Below are 15,068 nucleotides of genomic sequence, written 5' to 3'. Positions count from 1 at the left end.
GATCAGCGCCGTTGAAACATCAATGGTCGAAAGTGCTGGCGGCGGATCGGCAATGGAGCCTGACGTCTCTTGCAGGTGTCCAGCAGGGAGCGGAGCCGAGCGTGGGCTCGGCTCTACAGGGGCCTGTCAGCCGCGGGCGAGGGCGAGCAACCGCTCGGCGATCCTCTCCAGTGGCACCTGTTCCTCGGCAGCGCCCAGCTTGAACGCGGCACCGGGCATGCCCCAGACCACGCTGGTCGCTTCGTCCTGCACCAGCGTTGGGGCGCCGGCCTGGCGCATTTCCAGCAGGCCGCGCGCGCCGTCGTCACCCATGCCGGTGAGGATGGCACCGATGGCATTGCCACCGGCGCTCTGCGCGACCGAGCGGAACAGCACGTCCACCGCGGGCTTGTGCCGGTTCACTGCCGGGCCGTCGTCGACGCGGCAGCGCCAGCGCGCACCGTCGCGGATGATGCGCAGGTGCTTGCCGCCGGGCGGGAGGTAGGCGTGGCCGGGCAGCACCGCTTCGCCGTCGCTGGCCTCGCGCACGGCCATTGCCGAGTGTCGGTCCAGGCGTTCGGCAAAGGCGCTGCTGAAGCTGGCCGGCAGGTGCTGGGTCATCACCACGGCGGGTGCATCGGCAGGCATGCCTTCCAGCACCACGCGCAGCGCTTCGGTGCCACCGGCTGACGAGCCGATCGCGATCAGGCGGTCGGTGGTACGGAACTGCGGCGAGGCAGCACGCGTCGCCGGCGCTGCGTCCAGCGTGAGCTTGGGGGCGCTGGCACGCACCAGCGGACGCACGCGCGAGCGCGCCGCCATCTTGACCTTGGCGATGATCTCCTCGGCATAGCCCTGCAGGCCGCGGGCCACGTCCAGCTTGGGCTTGGAGACGAAATCCACGGCGCCCAGCGCCAGTGCCTGCAGGGTGGTGTCGGCGCCTCGCTCGGTCAGCGAAGAAATCATCACCACCGGCAGCGGATGCAGGCGCATCAGGTTTTCCAGGAACGCCAGCCCGTCCATGCGCGGCATTTCCACGTCGAGGGTGATCACGTCCGGGAGCAGGCGCTTGATCTTCTCGCGCGCCAACAGCGGGTCAGCCGCGGTGCCGACCACGTCGATGGCCGGGTCGCTGGACAGGATTTCCGTGAGCATCTGCCGCACGACGGCGGAGTCGTCGACGATCAGGACCCGGCAGGGGGCGTTGCCGGTGAAGGTCATTCGAACAGCTCCACGCCACCGGTGACCGGCGCCTTGGACAGGCGCGCACGCACCGCCGATTCGGCGGCGGCCACCTCGGCCTCATGCGCATGCGGCAGGCGCTGCACCACCACGCGGCCGGTATCGGCGAAGAACCAGATCTTGCGCGGATGGATGCCGCACAGGTCCTCGGCAATGATCGGAATGTGCTCGGCCTGAAGGTACTGGCGGACAAACTCGGCGTTGCGGGTGCCAACCGGGTTGCTGGTGAAGCCCTTCAGCACGTTGGCGCCACCGAACACCTTGGCCTCGATGCGCTTGCGGTGGGCACCACGCTTGAGCATGTCGTTGATCAGCAGTTCCATCGCGTAGCTGCCGTAGCGCGCGGGCGCGCCGTCACCGGCGTTGCCCTCGGGCAGCAGGAAGTGGTTCATGCCGCCGATCTTCAGCACCGGGTCGCGCAGGCAGGCGGCTACGCACGAGCCCAGCGTGGTGGTCAGCGCGGTGGTGTCATCGACCACCAGGTACTGGGTGGGCAGCAGCTTGGCGGCGATGGTCTGGAAACGCGCATCCTGGTAGCGCATCACATCGTCGGTACGCAGCGAAGCGTTCATGCGCCGGCCTTCGCCGCACGGCGGTACAGGGTGCGGCCGCAGGGCTGGATCAGGTCGGCGGCGTGCAGATAGTTCTCCGAATGGCCGGTGTAGAGCAGACCGTCATCGGCCAGGTGCTGCACCAGGCGGCCGAGGATCGCGCGCTGGGTCGGCTTGTCGAAGTAGATCATCACGTTGCGGCAGAACAGTGCGTCGAACGGGCCACCGACGTCGTAGCGCGGGGCGAGCAGGTTCAACGGGCGGAATTCGATCAGCTCGCGCAGCGCAGGCAGCACGCGGCACTGACCCTCGTTGGGGCCGCTGCCACGCTGGAAGTAGCGGCGGCGCAGGTCCGGATCGAGGCTGGCGACGCGATCGATGTTGTAGACGCCACGGCCGGCGGTGGCCAGCACCTGGGTGTCGACGTCAGTGGCGATGATGCGTACCGGCGGCTTCAGGGTGCCAAAGGCCTCGCACGCGGTGATCGCCATCGAATAGGGCTCTTCGCCGGTGGACGCCGCGCACGACCACAGCAGCAACGGCGTGCGGCTGGAGCGCTGCTGCAGTTCTTCGCGCAGCTTGTCGAAGTGGTGCGGTTCGCGGAAGAACGAGGTCAGATTGGTGGTCAGGGCGTTGGTGAACGCCTGCCACTCGTCACCATCTTCCTGCTCCAGATGGTCCAGGTACTGCTGGAAGCTGCGCATGCCCAGCGTGCGCAGGCGGCGCGACAGGCGGCCATAGACCATGTCGCGCTTTGCCGGCGCAAGCGCAATGCCCACGCGCTGATAGATCAGGTCGCAGACGCGGCGGAAATCACGGTCGGCGAACTCGAATTCGCGTGGGCCGGTAACGATGGGAGTAGGACTTTGCACGGGGGACGTGTCCATCGGCGGGGGCAGCGGCCGAAGCCGCTACGGGTGGGTCTCAGAATTCCTGCCAGTCGCTGTCGCTGGCGACGAAGGTGCCGGCGTTGCTGCTACGACGTGGCGATATCGGTGCAGGTGCTGCCGCGCGGCTTGGCTGCGGAGGTGCCACGGTGGTGACTCTCGCCGGCTCGACCCGCGCGGCAACGGCCTGCATCGCGGCCGAGACCTGGTTGTCGAGCCGGAAGATCGCCACGGCATCTGCAAGCTGTGCGGCCTGGTCTTCCATCGCACGTGCGGCAGCGGTGGCTTCCTCCACCAGCGCGGCATTCTGCTGGGTGGTTTCGTCCATCTGCACCACGGTCTGGTTGACCTGCTCGATGCCCGCGCTCTGTTCCTGCGAGGCGGCGGAGATCTCGGCCATGATGTCGGTCACACGCTGCACCGAGGCGACGATCTCGCCCATGGTCGCGCCGGCCTTGTGCACCAGCGCCGAGCCGTCGTTGACCTTGCCGACGGAGTCGTCGATCAGGCCCTTGATCTCCTTGGCGGCAGCCGCCGAGCGCTGGGCGAGGGTGCGCACTTCGCTGGCGACCACGGCGAAGCCGCGGCCCTGTTCACCGGCACGCGCGGCTTCCACGGCGGCATTCAGCGCCAGGATGTTGGTCTGGAACGCAATGCCGTCGATGACGCTGATGATCTCGGCGATCTTCTTCGACGAGGCTTCGATGGCCGACATGGTGGTGACCACCTGGCCGACGACCTCGCCGCCCTGCGAGGCGACGCCATGGGCGCCGATGGCGAGCTGGTTGGCCTGGCGGGCGTGCTCGGCGTTCTGGCGCACGGTGGAGGTCAGTTCCTCCATCGAGGCCGCGGTTTCCTCCAGGTTGGCGGCCTGCTGCTCGGTGCGGCGTGACAGGTCGCTGTTGCCCGAGGCGATCTCGCCGGCGGCCAGGGTGATGCTGGAAGCGCTGGCCTGGATCTGGCCGACGATCTGGGTCAGCTGCGCGACCGTGGCGTTGGCATCGTCGCGCATGCGGGCGAACACGCCCTTGTAATCGCCGTGCATGCGCGCGGTCAGGTCGCCCTCGGCGATGGCCGACAGCAGCTGCGACAGCTTGCCGAGGTTGTCATCGCTGACCGCCATCATCGCGTTGAGGTTTTCCAGCATCAGGCGGAAATCGTGGTCGAAGCGCTGCGCATCGCCTCGGCGGCTGAAGTCGCCGGCAGCAGCGGCGCTGGCCAACTGCTTGATCTCGGCGTTGATGCGGCCGAGGTTGGCCTTGACGGTGTCGACGGTGGTGGTCATCGCCGCCTTCTCGCCCGGGTAGCGGGCGATGTCGCGGCTCAGGTCACCAACCGCGTACTGCTGCACCACGTCCAGCACATCGTGCAGGGTCTGCACGTGGCTACCCACCAGGGCGTTGGTTTCCTGCACCATCAGCCCGTACTCGCCGGGGAAGGCGCTGGCGTCGATGCGGTAGCTGAGTTCGCCACCGTCGTGGCGGCGGGCCATTTCGCGCTGGCCGGTGATGACCGCATGCAACTGCTGCTGCATGCCGGCCATGGCGTCCAGCAGGCGGCCGGTTTCATCGTGCGGCTGCGGGCCGATATGGCTGTCGAGCTTGCCGGCGGCGATGCCCTCGGCGACGGCCGTGGCCTGCTTCAACGGCACGGCGATGCGATTGCCGATGACCCAGCTCAGGGCCAGTACGATCAGCACCAGGACGCCGCCGGAGACTGTCATGATAGCAGTGAACACCAGCGCCTGCTTCTGCACGTCGTCCATGTAGACGCCACTGCTGACCACCCAGTTCCACGGCGCGAACAGGCCGGCGTACGCGACCTTCTCGACCTCGCCCTTGCTGCCCGGCTTGGCCCAGCGGTAGTTGACGAAGCCGCCGCCGGCGCGAGCCGCTTCGACCTGGTCGTAGTAGATCCGTACGCCGTCGTCGGTGTGGAAGTCCTTCATGTCCTTGCCGACCAGGTCCTTGCGGAACGGGTGCATCAGCAGGCGGTAGCCGGTGTCGTAAATGTTGAAGTAGTAGGTATCGTTCCCGGCGCGCATGACCTCCAGCGCCTGCAGCGCGGCGCGCTTGGCGGCCTCTTCGCTGAGTTCGCCGGTGCCGGCCAGGCGGTGGTAGTGCTGGAGGATGCCGTAGCTCAGTTCGACCTGGGTCTTCAGCGCAGCCTTGCGGGTCTCGGTCAGGTCAAGGTACTGCATGCGGGCGGCGATCACCGACAGCGCGATCACGCCGAGCGCGATGAGCAGCGTCAGCAGGTTGAGCTTGCGCCGGACGGAAAGATTGCTGAAGTAGTGTTGCCAGCGATGCAGGAGATTCATCGAGCAGGACCAGGTCGAAGCGGGCGGGCGGCGCCGTGCCGGTCACGGCGGGACAAGCGGTGACAACCCCGTTATCGGCCGTCAGGGCGGGGGATTGAGGTGCGGTGTCCGAACATATTCAGGTTTCCGTGCAGCGGCGGCTTCGGCGCTGCCTGCGGCAGGCTGGTTTTGAAGCAACAGCAACAGCAACAGCAACAGCAACAGCAACAGCAGTTGGTCGGCGCTGGATCGTCAGTAGGTGGCTGGGCCGGGGTGGGCAGCCAGGACACGCCGTAAACCCGTCCATGGGGGCTCGATGGCGCCTTGCTCGTGTGCGCAGTCCTGCGCACGCGGCAAGACCGGGGTTGGGCGTCCTGCCCAACCCGCCCGAGGCATGCCTCGGGCCCATGGCGCCAACGGTCCTGCCTACCCACCCCGGCCCAGCCCTCTCGGCATTTCGGTGTCGGACGGAAAGAGCGTTGGGGTTCCAGGTGGAAAGAGGGGTCAGATCCGTTTTCCTGCGGAAAACGGATCTGACCCCGGAAGTGACCTGGCTTTTGTTTTTTGCTCTTCTTTCTTCAATCCGGGGTGGACGCGCACGGAAACTGCCCGTGGCCGGGAGGGTGGGCCGCGCAGGGGTGTCCGCGGCATGGATGCCGCGGCCAAGCCCCCAGGGATGGGTTTACGGCGTCCCCTGCGCAGCCCACCCTCCCGGCCAGCCCGCAGTAGCCAAGCGCTCTCCGCGACCACCCCGAGGGGCTTCGCCGTTGGCTGGATATCCAGATACCCCGTAAACAAAAACGCCCCGGCGCAGGGCCAGGGCGTGTTCGTGGATCAGGTCAGGCCGGCATCAGAATTCCTGCCAGTCTCCGTCGGCCAGTTCGGTGGCCATCGGGCGACCGCCAGCGGTGCGGCGGGCCGGCGGTGCGACCGGTGCCGGGGCGGCCGGCGCGGTGGCTCGCGGGGCCGGGGCTGCGGCGACGCGCGGGGCGGCGACGACCTCGGCCTCATCGACCACGAAGATCGACACCGCTTCGCTGAGATGGCCGGCCTGTTCTTCCATCGCACGTGCGGCAGCGGTGGCTTCCTCCACCAGCGCGGCATTCTGCTGGGTGGTTTCGTCCATCTGCACCACGGTCTGGTTGACCTGCTCGATGCCCGCGCTCTGTTCCTGCGAGGCGGCGGAGATCTCGGCCATGATGTCGGTCACACGCTGCACCGAGGCGACGATCTCGCCCATGGTCGCGCCGGCCTTGTGCACCAGCGCCGAGCCGTCGTTGACCTTGCCGACGGAGTCGTCGATCAGGCCCTTGATCTCCTTGGCGGCAGCCGCCGAGCGCTGGGCGAGGGTGCGCACTTCACTGGCAACCACGGCGAAGCCGCGGCCCTGTTCACCGGCACGCGCGGCTTCCACGGCGGCATTCAGCGCCAGGATGTTGGTCTGGAACGCAATGCCGTCGATGACGCTGATGATCTCGGCGATCTTCTTCGACGAGGCTTCGATGGCGGACATGGTGGTGACCACCTGGCCGACGACTTCACCGCCCTGCGAGGCGACGCCGTGGGCGCCGATGGCGAGCTGGTTGGCCTGGCGGGCATGCTCGGCGTTCTGGCGCACGGTGGAGGTCAGTTCCTCCATCGAGGCCGCGGTTTCCTCGAGGTTGGCAGCCTGCTGCTCGGTGCGGCGCGACAGGTCGCTGTTGCCCGAGGCGATCTCGCCGGCGGCCGAACTGATCGCGCGGCTGGACTGCTTGATGCGGGTGACGATCTCGCTCAGCTGCGCGGCGGTGGCGTTGGCATCGTCACGCATGCGGGCGAACACGCCCTGGTAGTCGCCGTGCATGCGCACGGTCAGGTCGCCCTGCGACAGTGCCGCAAGCAGGCCGGAGATCTGTTCGATGCTGCCAGCGTTGGCATCCAGCAGGCCGTTGATCTGCTGGGCCAGCTGCAGGAAGAAGCCTTCCTTGTCGGTCGCGTCGATGCGGCCGGACAGGTCGCCGGCGGCAGCCTGGGCGATCACGCGGGCCACTTCGGCTTCGACCTGCGCTTCCTGGGTACGGTCGCGCCATTCCACCACGTAGCCGACGGTGTCGCCGCCTTCATTGCGGATGGTCGAGACCACCTGGGCGAACTGGGCATCGCCATACTGCATCGGGCGACGGGCGACGCCGTGTGCCTTCAGGTTACCCAGCAGGGTCTGGTCCATCTCGCCGCGGTGTTCAAGCACGGTGACCGGCTTGCCGATCAGCGAGGCCTGGGCATCGAAGTCCGGCAGGTCGCGGCGAACTTCGTCCTGGTACTGGCTCAGGGTCTGCTGCAGGGCGCGGTTGCTGTAGACGATGGTGTTGCTGGTGTCGGTCAGGTACACGCCGGTCGAGCTGTAGTCCAGCGCGGTACGGATGCGCAGATTCTCGCGGGCCACGGCCTGGTCGGTCTCGATGCGCTCGCGGAGGTCGCGCTGCATGCGCTGCATGGCCTGCATCAGTTCGCCCACTTCGTCCTGGCGGCTGACGTCGATATGACCATCGAGCTTGCCACCGGCGACGTCGTTGGCGACCGAGACGGCGCCACGCACGCTGCCGACCAGTGCGCGGGCGAACAGCCACACCAGCACCAGGCCGAGTGCGGCGCCACCCAGCAGGGCGATCACGGTCAGCACGGCCGAGGCGGAATAGGTGGAGGCGGCCTCTTCGCGCGAGGCGCGGGCGAGGCGGTTGTCTTCGGCGATCAGCGCTTCCAGCGCCGATGCAGCCTTGCGGTGCTTGGTACGGGTTTCGCCGACGAAGGTATCGATGGCATCGTCCGGCAGGTCAAGTTCCAGCATCTCGGTGACGCTGTCATAGGACGCCAGCGCATCCTTCCATTCCTTGGCGAAGGTGTCGAACAGCTTCTTCTGTTGCGCGTTGTCGACCAGCTTCGGATAGTCCTTGATCGACTTGTCCATGCTGGTGCGCAGGTCGACGGCCTGCTTGCGCGCGTCGGACTTGACGTCGTCGCTGGCGCGGATCAACTGCTGGTAGGCGGCATTGCGGTATTCGCCCAGCATGCCGCGCATCTCGCCGGCGAGGCGGATGCTCTCCATGCGTGAACCGGCCAGCTCGGTGGTGACGTTGTTCAGCGAATGCAGGCCGCGATAGGCGACGATGCCCTGCAGCAGCATCACCAGCAGGAGGACGCCGAAGGTCAGCAGCAGCTTCGGCATCAGTTTCAGGTTGTTGATCCACGGCATGGGCGTTGCGAGCTCCTAAGGCAGACGCGCCCGGGCATCGGGCCCGGTTGCAGCAGAAACCACGCCGGCACCAGGTCCGGCGTGGTTCGACGGACAGCGGATTACTTGATGTTGGCCAGCTTCAGCCCAGCCGGCGAGCTGACTTCGATTTCCGCGCGCGAGGCGTCGCGCTGGATCTTGCCGATCACGCAGACGGTCTTGCCTTCCAGGGTTTCCAGCGGGAAGGAGAACTTGCCGCGGTTCTCGCCGGCGATGCGGGCCGAGAAGGTGTGGCGCGGGAAGGCGCCGCCCATGTACAGGAAGGTCGGCTGGCCTTCGGAACCTTCTGCGTAGCGGGCCTTTTCAACCTTGCCACAGACCATGCCGTCCTTGCCGACCGAACGCGGGGCCAGTTCCGGCGGGATCATGTCAGCCGACTGGGCGAAAGCGGAGGCGGCGGTGGTGGCCAGGACAGCGGCCGAAACGAACGCAAGCAGGGACTTCATCGAGGGGTATCTCCGGGGATGGTAACGGTCGGGCCGGCCCTGCGCGCTCCTGCGCGGCCGGCTTCTGTCCCCCTATCGGCATCGCCGGGGGGAACTGAAGGGTTATGTGACCGGAACGTGAAGCAGTTCCGTTTACTCAGGCGGCGACGTCTTCGGTGAGGCTGGCCTGGCCCATGTCGGCGCTGTCGAGCAGGGTCTCGATGTCCAACAGGATCAGCATGCGATCGTCGTGGGTACCGATGCCGGAGATGAAGCGGGTATCGACGGCGGCACCGAATTCCGGGGTCGGTCGGATCTGCTCGGCCGACAGCGGGATCACGTCGGAGACGCTGTCGACGACGATGCCGACCACGCGGTCTTCGACGTTCAGCACGATCATCACGGTGAAGGCGTCGTAGCGGGCGTTGTCCAGGCGCAGCTTCAGGCGCAGGTCGATCACCGGGACGATGGTGCCACGCAGGTTGATCACGCCCTTGATGTAGTCCGGGGCATCCGGCACGCGGGTAACCGCGTCGTAGCCACGGATTTCCTGCACCTTGAGGATGTCCACGCCGTAGTGCTCGTCACCAAGGGTGAAGCTGAGGAATTCGCCACCGGTGCTGGCGGCGGAGCTGGTCTTGTCGTTCATCGAGGGGTCCTGGTTCTGCCGGAAGTCCCGGTGTCAGGCTCGATATCGGCCCCGCTGGGGGGGACTTTAGGTGCCCGGGCAGTGGATGGGGTCAGATCCCTTTTCAGGGAAAAGGGATCTGACCCCGGCATGCGTTCCAGGGTTGCCGGCCATCGGCCGGCACTACCGGTCGGGCGGCCTCAGAGCTCGCCGTTGCGGCGTGCCTTGCGTTGGCGGTCGATGCGGAAGATGTAGCGCTGGATGGCACTGTCGGCGCCGCGCGGCAGGCTGTCGAAGCGCATGCCCACGCGCTTGACCTCGATGCCGTTGGGCTGGCGCTGCGGCAACAGGTTGCAGACCACCAGCGCGATGTCCAGGTCGGGACCGTCGGGCAGGGACAGCTGCGCCGGATAGCGCTTCTGCAGGCCGAACACCGCGCAGTCATTGGGAACGACCACGGCCAGGCCACCGCCACTGATGTCCACCACGCGCATCGACAACGCTTCGGCGCGCGCTTCGCCGGGGGGGAGCAGCAGCTGCGGTGAGTCGGTGACCGGGGTCTCCAGCCGATACAGCTCGCGGCGCTGCAGGTGCACCAGTTCTTCCGGAAGCGGAGCGCGGAAGGCCACGTGGCCGTCGTTGTCCACGCGCTGCAGTTCGTGCAGGCGGAAACGCACCAGCACCCGTTCGAGCTGGGCGAAGCACAGCAGGTGATCGGCCTGCTCGGCGGCGCGGTTGGAGGCTTCCTGCGGGCTGCCATCGAGCAGCAGGTAGTCCTCGTCCTCGTCGAGGTCGAGAAGCGCAGTGGGGAACGAACGGTCACGGCCGTCGATGTGCGCGTTGATCAGTGATCGCTGGTCGATCAGCGAGCGCAGCAGCTGCCGCAGCTGGCGCGGGTTGCGGACCAGGAAGCGCTCGTCAGCGGCGTCGGCCGCGTGGACATCATGCACTGCAGTGTCGTTGCCGTCGGACATGGAATCTACGGTCAGGGGCGGGCGCCAGCACGCGTTGGTGCGAGGCTCGATGGGGATATCGGCCTCTGCACCGGATTATGAAGTGGGATTTGCATCACTTTCTACGCGTAAGGGGTCAGATCCCTTTCCTGCGGGAAAGGGATCTGACCCCGTGGTTCTGTCAGAACTCCTGCCAGTCGCCGTCCGCAGCCAGTGCCGGCTGGGCTGTCGCGGTGCGCAGCGCACGTGCCGGGACCGTTCTTGCCGCCGGTGCGGCGGCGGCGACCTGGCGCGGTACCGGTGCCGCCAGCGGGCGTGCCGGAATGGCCGTCGTGCCGTGCGATGCCAGCCGGAAGCGGGCCACGGCTTCACCCAGCTGCACGGCCTGGTCCTCCATCGCACGTGCGGCAGCGGTGGCTTCCTCCACCAGCGCGGCATTCTGCTGGGTGGTTTCGTCCATCTGCACCACGGTCTGGTTGACCTGCTCGATGCCCGCGCTCTGTTCCTGCGAGGCGGCGGAGATCTCGGCCATGATGTCGGTCACACGCTGCACCGAGGCGACGATCTCGCCCATGGTGCTGCCGGCCTGGTGGACCAGGCTGGAGCCCTCGGCAACCTTGCCGACGGAGTCGTCGATCAAGCCCTTGATCTCCTTGGCGGCAGCCGCCGAGCGCTGGGCGAGGGTGCGCACTTCGCTGGCGACCACGGCGAAGCCGCGGCCCTGTTCACCGGCACGCGCGGCTTCCACGGCGGCATTCAGCGCCAGGATGTTGGTCTGGAACGCAATGCCGTCGATGACGCTGATGATCTCGGCGATCTTCTTCGACGAGGCTTCGATGGCCGACATGGTGGTGACCACCTGGCCGACGACCTCGCCGCCCTGCGAGGCGACGCCATGGGCGCCGATGGCGAGCTGGTTGGCCTGGCGGGCGTGCTCGGCGTTCTGGCGCACGGTGGAGGTCAGTTCCTCCATCGAGGCCGCGGTTTCCTCCAGGTTGGCGGCCTGCTGCTCGGTGCGGCGTGACAGGTCGCTGTTGCCCGAGGCGATCTCGCCGGCGGCCAGGGTGATGCTGGAGGCGCTGGCCTGGATCTGGCCGACGATCTGGGTCAGCTGCGCGACCGTGGTGTTGGCATCATCCCGCATGCGGGCGAACACGCCATTGAACTGGCCTTCCATGCGTGCGGTCAGGTCGCCGGTGGCGATCGACTGCAGCAGCTGCGAGAGCTGGCCGAGGTTGCCGTCAGCCACCTGCATCATGGTGTTGAGGTGCTCGATCATCACCTTGAAGTCGTGCTGGAACCGCTGTGCGTCGCCGCGCTGGCTGAAGTCACCGGCGGCGGCCGCCGCAGCCAGGTGCTGGATCTGCGAATTGATGGCCAGCAGGCTGGCCTTGGCCGCGTCCATGGATTCGTGCAGGATCGCGCGGCTGCCGGGCAGGCGGCGTGCGTCCGGGCTCAGGTTGCCGATGGCGTACTGGTTGAGTACTTCAATGGCATCGACGATCGCATCGAGGTGCTCGAAGATCACCGTGTTGATGCCGTTGGCCAGCTGGCCGTAGACACCCGGGAAATCTTCCGGGATGCGATGGCTGATGTCCGGGCCAGCGTGCATCTGTGCCATCAACTGTGTCTGCTCGCTGAAGCGTCGCAGCATCGCCGTCATCTCGGCAGTGGCAGCGAGCATCCTGCCGGCTTCATCCTTGCTGGTGGCCTGGGTGCTGACGCTGAGATCACCGCGGGCAACGGCCTGGATGGCATGCACGGCCTTGCCGAGTGGGCCGGTCACTGCCCGCGAGATGACGATGGCCAGCGCGGCAGCGACCAGCGACAGCAGCACGATGCAGCCGATGATGGCAATCATGCTGGTGCGGTGGGTGGCGTTGGCGTCGGCAATCTTGCCGTCCATCTGGCCGGCGATGTGGGTTCCCAGTACCTTCATTGCAGCGAAGAGGTCGCGACGCGCCGGGCGCGACTGCTCGTCGGAGATCTGCTGGGCCTGTGCGCCATCACCGGCGGCCACGGCGTCGCGCATCGCCTTGTTTGCGGCGAAGTAGCGGTCCAGCTGCGCACTGGCCGCGCGATACAGTTCACGCTCCTTGTCCAGCGCCGGCAGCGCCGCGTACGCCGCCAACTCGTCATGCACGGCCTTGGCGGTGTCGTCCATGCGCTTGTTGTAGTCGGCGACCTTGTCCGGCTGGTCGAGCATGCTCAGCTGGGCCAGTTCGTAGGTGCGGAACTCGCCCAGCTGCGAGCGTGCCTCGCCCAGATGCTGGACCGAGGGGATATCGTTGCCAGCCATCTCGCGCAACTGCGCGTTGGCCTCGCTCAGGCGCACCAGTGCGAAGGCGCCGAGGATCAGGGTCATCAAGGTGGTGAGGGTGAACCCCACGGCCAGCTTGCGGGCGATGGGCAGATCTTGGAACCACTTCATGCAGGGTGCTCCAGGTGGGCAGAGTGCCGGCGTCTGTGCGCCGGTTGGGGGGTGGTTGCAGAGCGAACGGGGGTGCCCGGTGGGGTTCGGTGACGACCGTCAAAGCGAAATAGCGGCGCCGTCCGCGCGGACTTTATGGACGCAGATCACATTCGGTTGCGTAGGGATGACGGCGCGAAAGTGCTGTCCTGGCGGGGCTTGCGCTCGGATGACGTGGTTGCGCGCGAAACCATCGCCTCGACGGAGTTCACAGAAGGGATGGGGTCAGATCGCTTTTCCCTGAAAAGGAATCTGACCCCGGCTGGAATGGAGCACACAAACAAAAACCGCCGCCCCGAAGGGCGGCGGTCCATGACCCGCATGCGGCGTGGATCAGGCGGCCTGCGGCATCCGCAGTGAGCGCACCAGTCCGCCGATGTCAACGATCAACGCGACGCGGCCGTCGCCAAGGATGGTGGCACCGGACACCCCGCCGATACGGCGGTAGTTGTTCTCGATGTTCTTCACCACCACCTGCTGCTGGCCGACCAGTTCGTCCACTTCCAGCGCGATTTTCTGGCCATCGCCTTCGACCACCACCACCAGCGATTCGCTGCCCGGTGCGCGGTTGCCGTAGCCGTAGTACTCGCTCAACGACAGGATCGGCAGGTACTCGCCGCGCACGCGCAGCACGCGGCCTTCGCCGGCCATGCTGCGGATATCCTCGGGCTGCGGCTGCAAAGCCTCAAGCACGTAGGCAAGCGGCAGGATCAGGGTTTCGCCGGCCACGGCCACCGTCATGCCATCGAGGATGGCCAGGGTCAGCGGCAGGCGGATCAGCGTGCGGGTGCCGGTACCGAGGCTGCTTTCGATCTGCACCTCGCCGCCCAGTGCCTGGATGTTGCGGCGGACCACGTCCATGCCGACGCCGCGCCCGGACAGGTCGGTGACCGCATCGGCGGTGGAGAAGCCAGGCTGGAAGATCAGGTCCCAGACCTGCGAATCGGTCGGGTTGTCCGGCACGGCCAGGCCGCGTTCGTGGGCCTTGGCGAGGATCTTGGCGCGGTCCAGGCCACGGCCATCGTCGCTGACTTCGATGACGATATGGCCGCCTTGATGCGAGGCCGCCAGCGTGATCGTGCCGGTCTCATCCTTGCCTGCACCGCGACGTACGTCGGGCATTTCCAGGCCGTGGTCGATCGAGTTGCGCACCAGGTGCACCAGCGGATCGGCGATCTTTTCGATCAGGCCCTTGTCCAGTTCGGTGCCTTCGCCGACGGTGCGCAGGCGCACCTGCTTGCCGAGGCGGCTGGACAGGTCGCGGACCAGGCGCGGGAAGCGGCGGAACACCGCATCAACTGGCAGCATGCGCACGCCGATCACCGCTTCCTGCAGGTCGCGGGTGTTGCGTTCAAGCTGGTCCAGCCCGGCGAACAGGCTCTCGGCGTGGACCGGGTCCAGTGCATGCGAGACCTGCTTGAGCATGGCCTGGGTGATGACCAGTTCGCCAACCAGGTTGATCAGCGCATCGACCTTGTCGACGCTGACGCGGATCGAGGTTTCCGCTTCCTGGCTGGCACCACCGTTGGCAGCAGGCGTGGCAGGTGCAGACGGGGCCGCTGCGACCGGAGCGGGAGCCGCTGCGGCCGGCGCCTGGGTGGCCAGGCTCGGCGGCGCGGCGGGACGGATGTCCAGCTCGCAATCGTCCAGCACCCAGGCGAAGGTGTCTTCGATCTTGCTGCGCGGCACCTTGCCAACCAGGCCCAGGTCCCACGCAAGATGCGCTTCGAGCGGATCAAGCTGGGCGAAGCCCGGCAGGCGCTCCATGCGCGCGGCGACCTGCAGCGAACCGAGGTGTTCCAGTTCGCGGATGATGCGAAGCGGATCGTTGCCGCTCATGAACAGCGACGGCGCCGGAGTGAAACCGATCTGCCAGGCTTCCGGCGTATCGTCCACCTTGGCTGCGGCGGCCGCCGGGGCGCTCGCTGCGGCCTGGCCGGAAAGAACCGCTTCCAGGCGCGCTTTCACCGCAGCGACTGCGGCGGGATCTGCGGCTTGGCCGTGTTCGGCTTCGCGCAGCAGGGCGCGCAGCACGTCCACCGAGGACAGCATGGCGTCGACGGCGTGGCCTTCCAGGGCCCGCTTGCCGGCGCGCAGCTCATCGAGCAGCGTTTCCAGCACATGGGTCAGGCCGGCGATCGCGTCGAAGCCGAAGGTGCCGGCGCCGCCCTTGATCGAGTGGGCGGCGCGGAATACCGAATTGATGATCTCCGCGTCCTGCTGCCCCGATTCCAGGGCCAGCAGGCCAGCCTCCATCGCATCGAGGCCTTCGCGGCTCTCCTCGAAGAAGGTGGCGTGGAAGCGTTGCAGGTCCATGCTCATGGCAGTGGTGATCCGGAAGCGAAGAGGGGGAGCGGCGCCGGGCG

10 protein-coding genes are annotated in these 15,068 nt (G+C 67.2%); all 10 read right to left on the bottom strand.

Annotated elements, in window-relative coordinates:
• Window positions 1–126: 126 nt before the first annotated feature.
• The 10 genes from AC10QF_RS06290 to AC10QF_RS06245 all read right to left on the bottom strand — a co-directional run bounded on the left by AC10QF_RS06290 (window position 127) and on the right by AC10QF_RS06245 (window position 15,024).
• Window positions 127–1,200 carry a protein-glutamate methylesterase/protein-glutamine glutaminase gene (locus AC10QF_RS06290; RefSeq protein ID WP_005416406.1) on the bottom strand — a complete coding sequence of 358 codons (1,074 nt, stop codon included), beginning with the start codon at window positions 1,198–1,200 and terminating at the stop codon, window positions 127–129.
• A complete protein-coding gene (cheD, locus tag AC10QF_RS06285) occupies window positions 1,197–1,793 on the bottom strand; it encodes a chemoreceptor glutamine deamidase CheD (RefSeq protein WP_053499420.1) in 597 nt (198 codons plus the stop codon). The genes AC10QF_RS06290 and cheD overlap by 4 nt, the downstream gene beginning before the upstream one ends.
• The gene (locus AC10QF_RS06280) at window positions 1,790–2,659 is read right to left on the bottom strand and encodes a CheR family methyltransferase (protein WP_049416359.1); all 870 of its coding nucleotides are present in this window, start codon (window positions 2,657–2,659) and stop codon (window positions 1,790–1,792) included. The genes cheD and AC10QF_RS06280 overlap by 4 nt, the downstream gene beginning before the upstream one ends.
• Window positions 2,660–2,696: 37 nt before the next feature.
• Entirely contained in the window at window positions 2,697–4,979 is a 2,283-nt protein-coding gene (locus AC10QF_RS06275; protein ID WP_494541933.1) for a methyl-accepting chemotaxis protein, read from the bottom strand.
• 829 nt (window positions 4,980–5,808) lie between these two features.
• On the bottom strand, window positions 5,809–8,187 hold the full coding sequence (locus AC10QF_RS06270; RefSeq protein WP_138953772.1) for a methyl-accepting chemotaxis protein: 2,379 nt from the start codon (window positions 8,185–8,187) through the stop codon (window positions 5,809–5,811).
• A gap of 101 nt (window positions 8,188–8,288) precedes the next feature.
• Window positions 8,289–8,672 (bottom strand): hypothetical protein, encoded by a 384-nt coding sequence (locus AC10QF_RS06265; protein WP_005416411.1) that lies wholly within the window; start codon window positions 8,670–8,672, stop codon window positions 8,289–8,291.
• 136 nt (window positions 8,673–8,808) lie between these two features.
• On the bottom strand, window positions 8,809–9,300 hold the full coding sequence (locus AC10QF_RS06260; RefSeq protein WP_005416412.1) for a chemotaxis protein CheW: 492 nt from the start codon (window positions 9,298–9,300) through the stop codon (window positions 8,809–8,811).
• A gap of 179 nt (window positions 9,301–9,479) precedes the next feature.
• Window positions 9,480–10,253, bottom strand: coding sequence for a flagellar brake protein (locus tag AC10QF_RS06255; RefSeq protein WP_005416413.1), 774 nt, complete (start codon window positions 10,251–10,253; stop codon window positions 9,480–9,482).
• A 160-nt stretch (window positions 10,254–10,413) separates the two neighbouring features.
• Complete coding sequence (locus AC10QF_RS06250) at window positions 10,414–12,663, bottom strand: methyl-accepting chemotaxis protein (RefSeq protein ID WP_494541932.1); 2,250 nt, start codon at window positions 12,661–12,663, stop codon at window positions 10,414–10,416.
• Between the two features lie 372 nt (window positions 12,664–13,035).
• The gene (locus AC10QF_RS06245; RefSeq protein ID WP_111178502.1) at window positions 13,036–15,024 is read right to left on the bottom strand and encodes a chemotaxis protein CheA; all 1,989 of its coding nucleotides are present in this window, start codon (window positions 15,022–15,024) and stop codon (window positions 13,036–13,038) included.
• Window positions 15,025–15,068: the final 44 nt, after the last annotated feature.

The sequence above is a fragment of the Stenotrophomonas maltophilia complex sp. Om-AH-Sm3 genome (genome assembly GCF_059337855.1).
The sequence above is the reverse complement of the archived record's forward strand: the minus strand, read 5'-3'. Positions and strand labels throughout refer to the sequence as shown.

Excerpts from the sequence above, each read along its gene's own strand:
- AC10QF_RS06290 (WP_005416406.1), bottom strand. The coding sequence starts at position 1,200 with ATGACCTTCACCGGCAACGCCCCCTGCCGGGTCCTGATCGTCGACGAC.
- cheD (WP_053499420.1), bottom strand. The coding sequence starts at position 1,793 with ATGAACGCTTCGCTGCGTACCGACGATGTGATGCGCTACCAGGATGCG.
- AC10QF_RS06280 (WP_049416359.1), bottom strand. The coding sequence starts at position 2,659 with ATGGACACGTCCCCCGTGCAAAGTCCTACTCCCATCGTTACCGGCCCA.
- AC10QF_RS06275 (WP_494541933.1), bottom strand. The coding sequence starts at position 4,979 with ATGAATCTCCTGCATCGCTGGCAACACTACTTCAGCAATCTTTCCGTC.
- AC10QF_RS06270 (WP_138953772.1), bottom strand. The coding sequence starts at position 8,187 with ATGCCGTGGATCAACAACCTGAAACTGATGCCGAAGCTGCTGCTGACC.
- AC10QF_RS06265 (WP_005416411.1), bottom strand. The coding sequence starts at position 8,672 with ATGAAGTCCCTGCTTGCGTTCGTTTCGGCCGCTGTCCTGGCCACCACC.
- AC10QF_RS06260 (WP_005416412.1), bottom strand. The coding sequence starts at position 9,300 with ATGAACGACAAGACCAGCTCCGCCGCCAGCACCGGTGGCGAATTCCTC.
- AC10QF_RS06255 (WP_005416413.1), bottom strand. The coding sequence starts at position 10,253 with ATGTCCGACGGCAACGACACTGCAGTGCATGATGTCCACGCGGCCGAC.
- AC10QF_RS06250 (WP_494541932.1), bottom strand. The coding sequence starts at position 12,663 with ATGAAGTGGTTCCAAGATCTGCCCATCGCCCGCAAGCTGGCCGTGGGG.
- AC10QF_RS06245 (WP_111178502.1), bottom strand. The coding sequence starts at position 15,024 with ATGAGCATGGACCTGCAACGCTTCCACGCCACCTTCTTCGAGGAGAGC.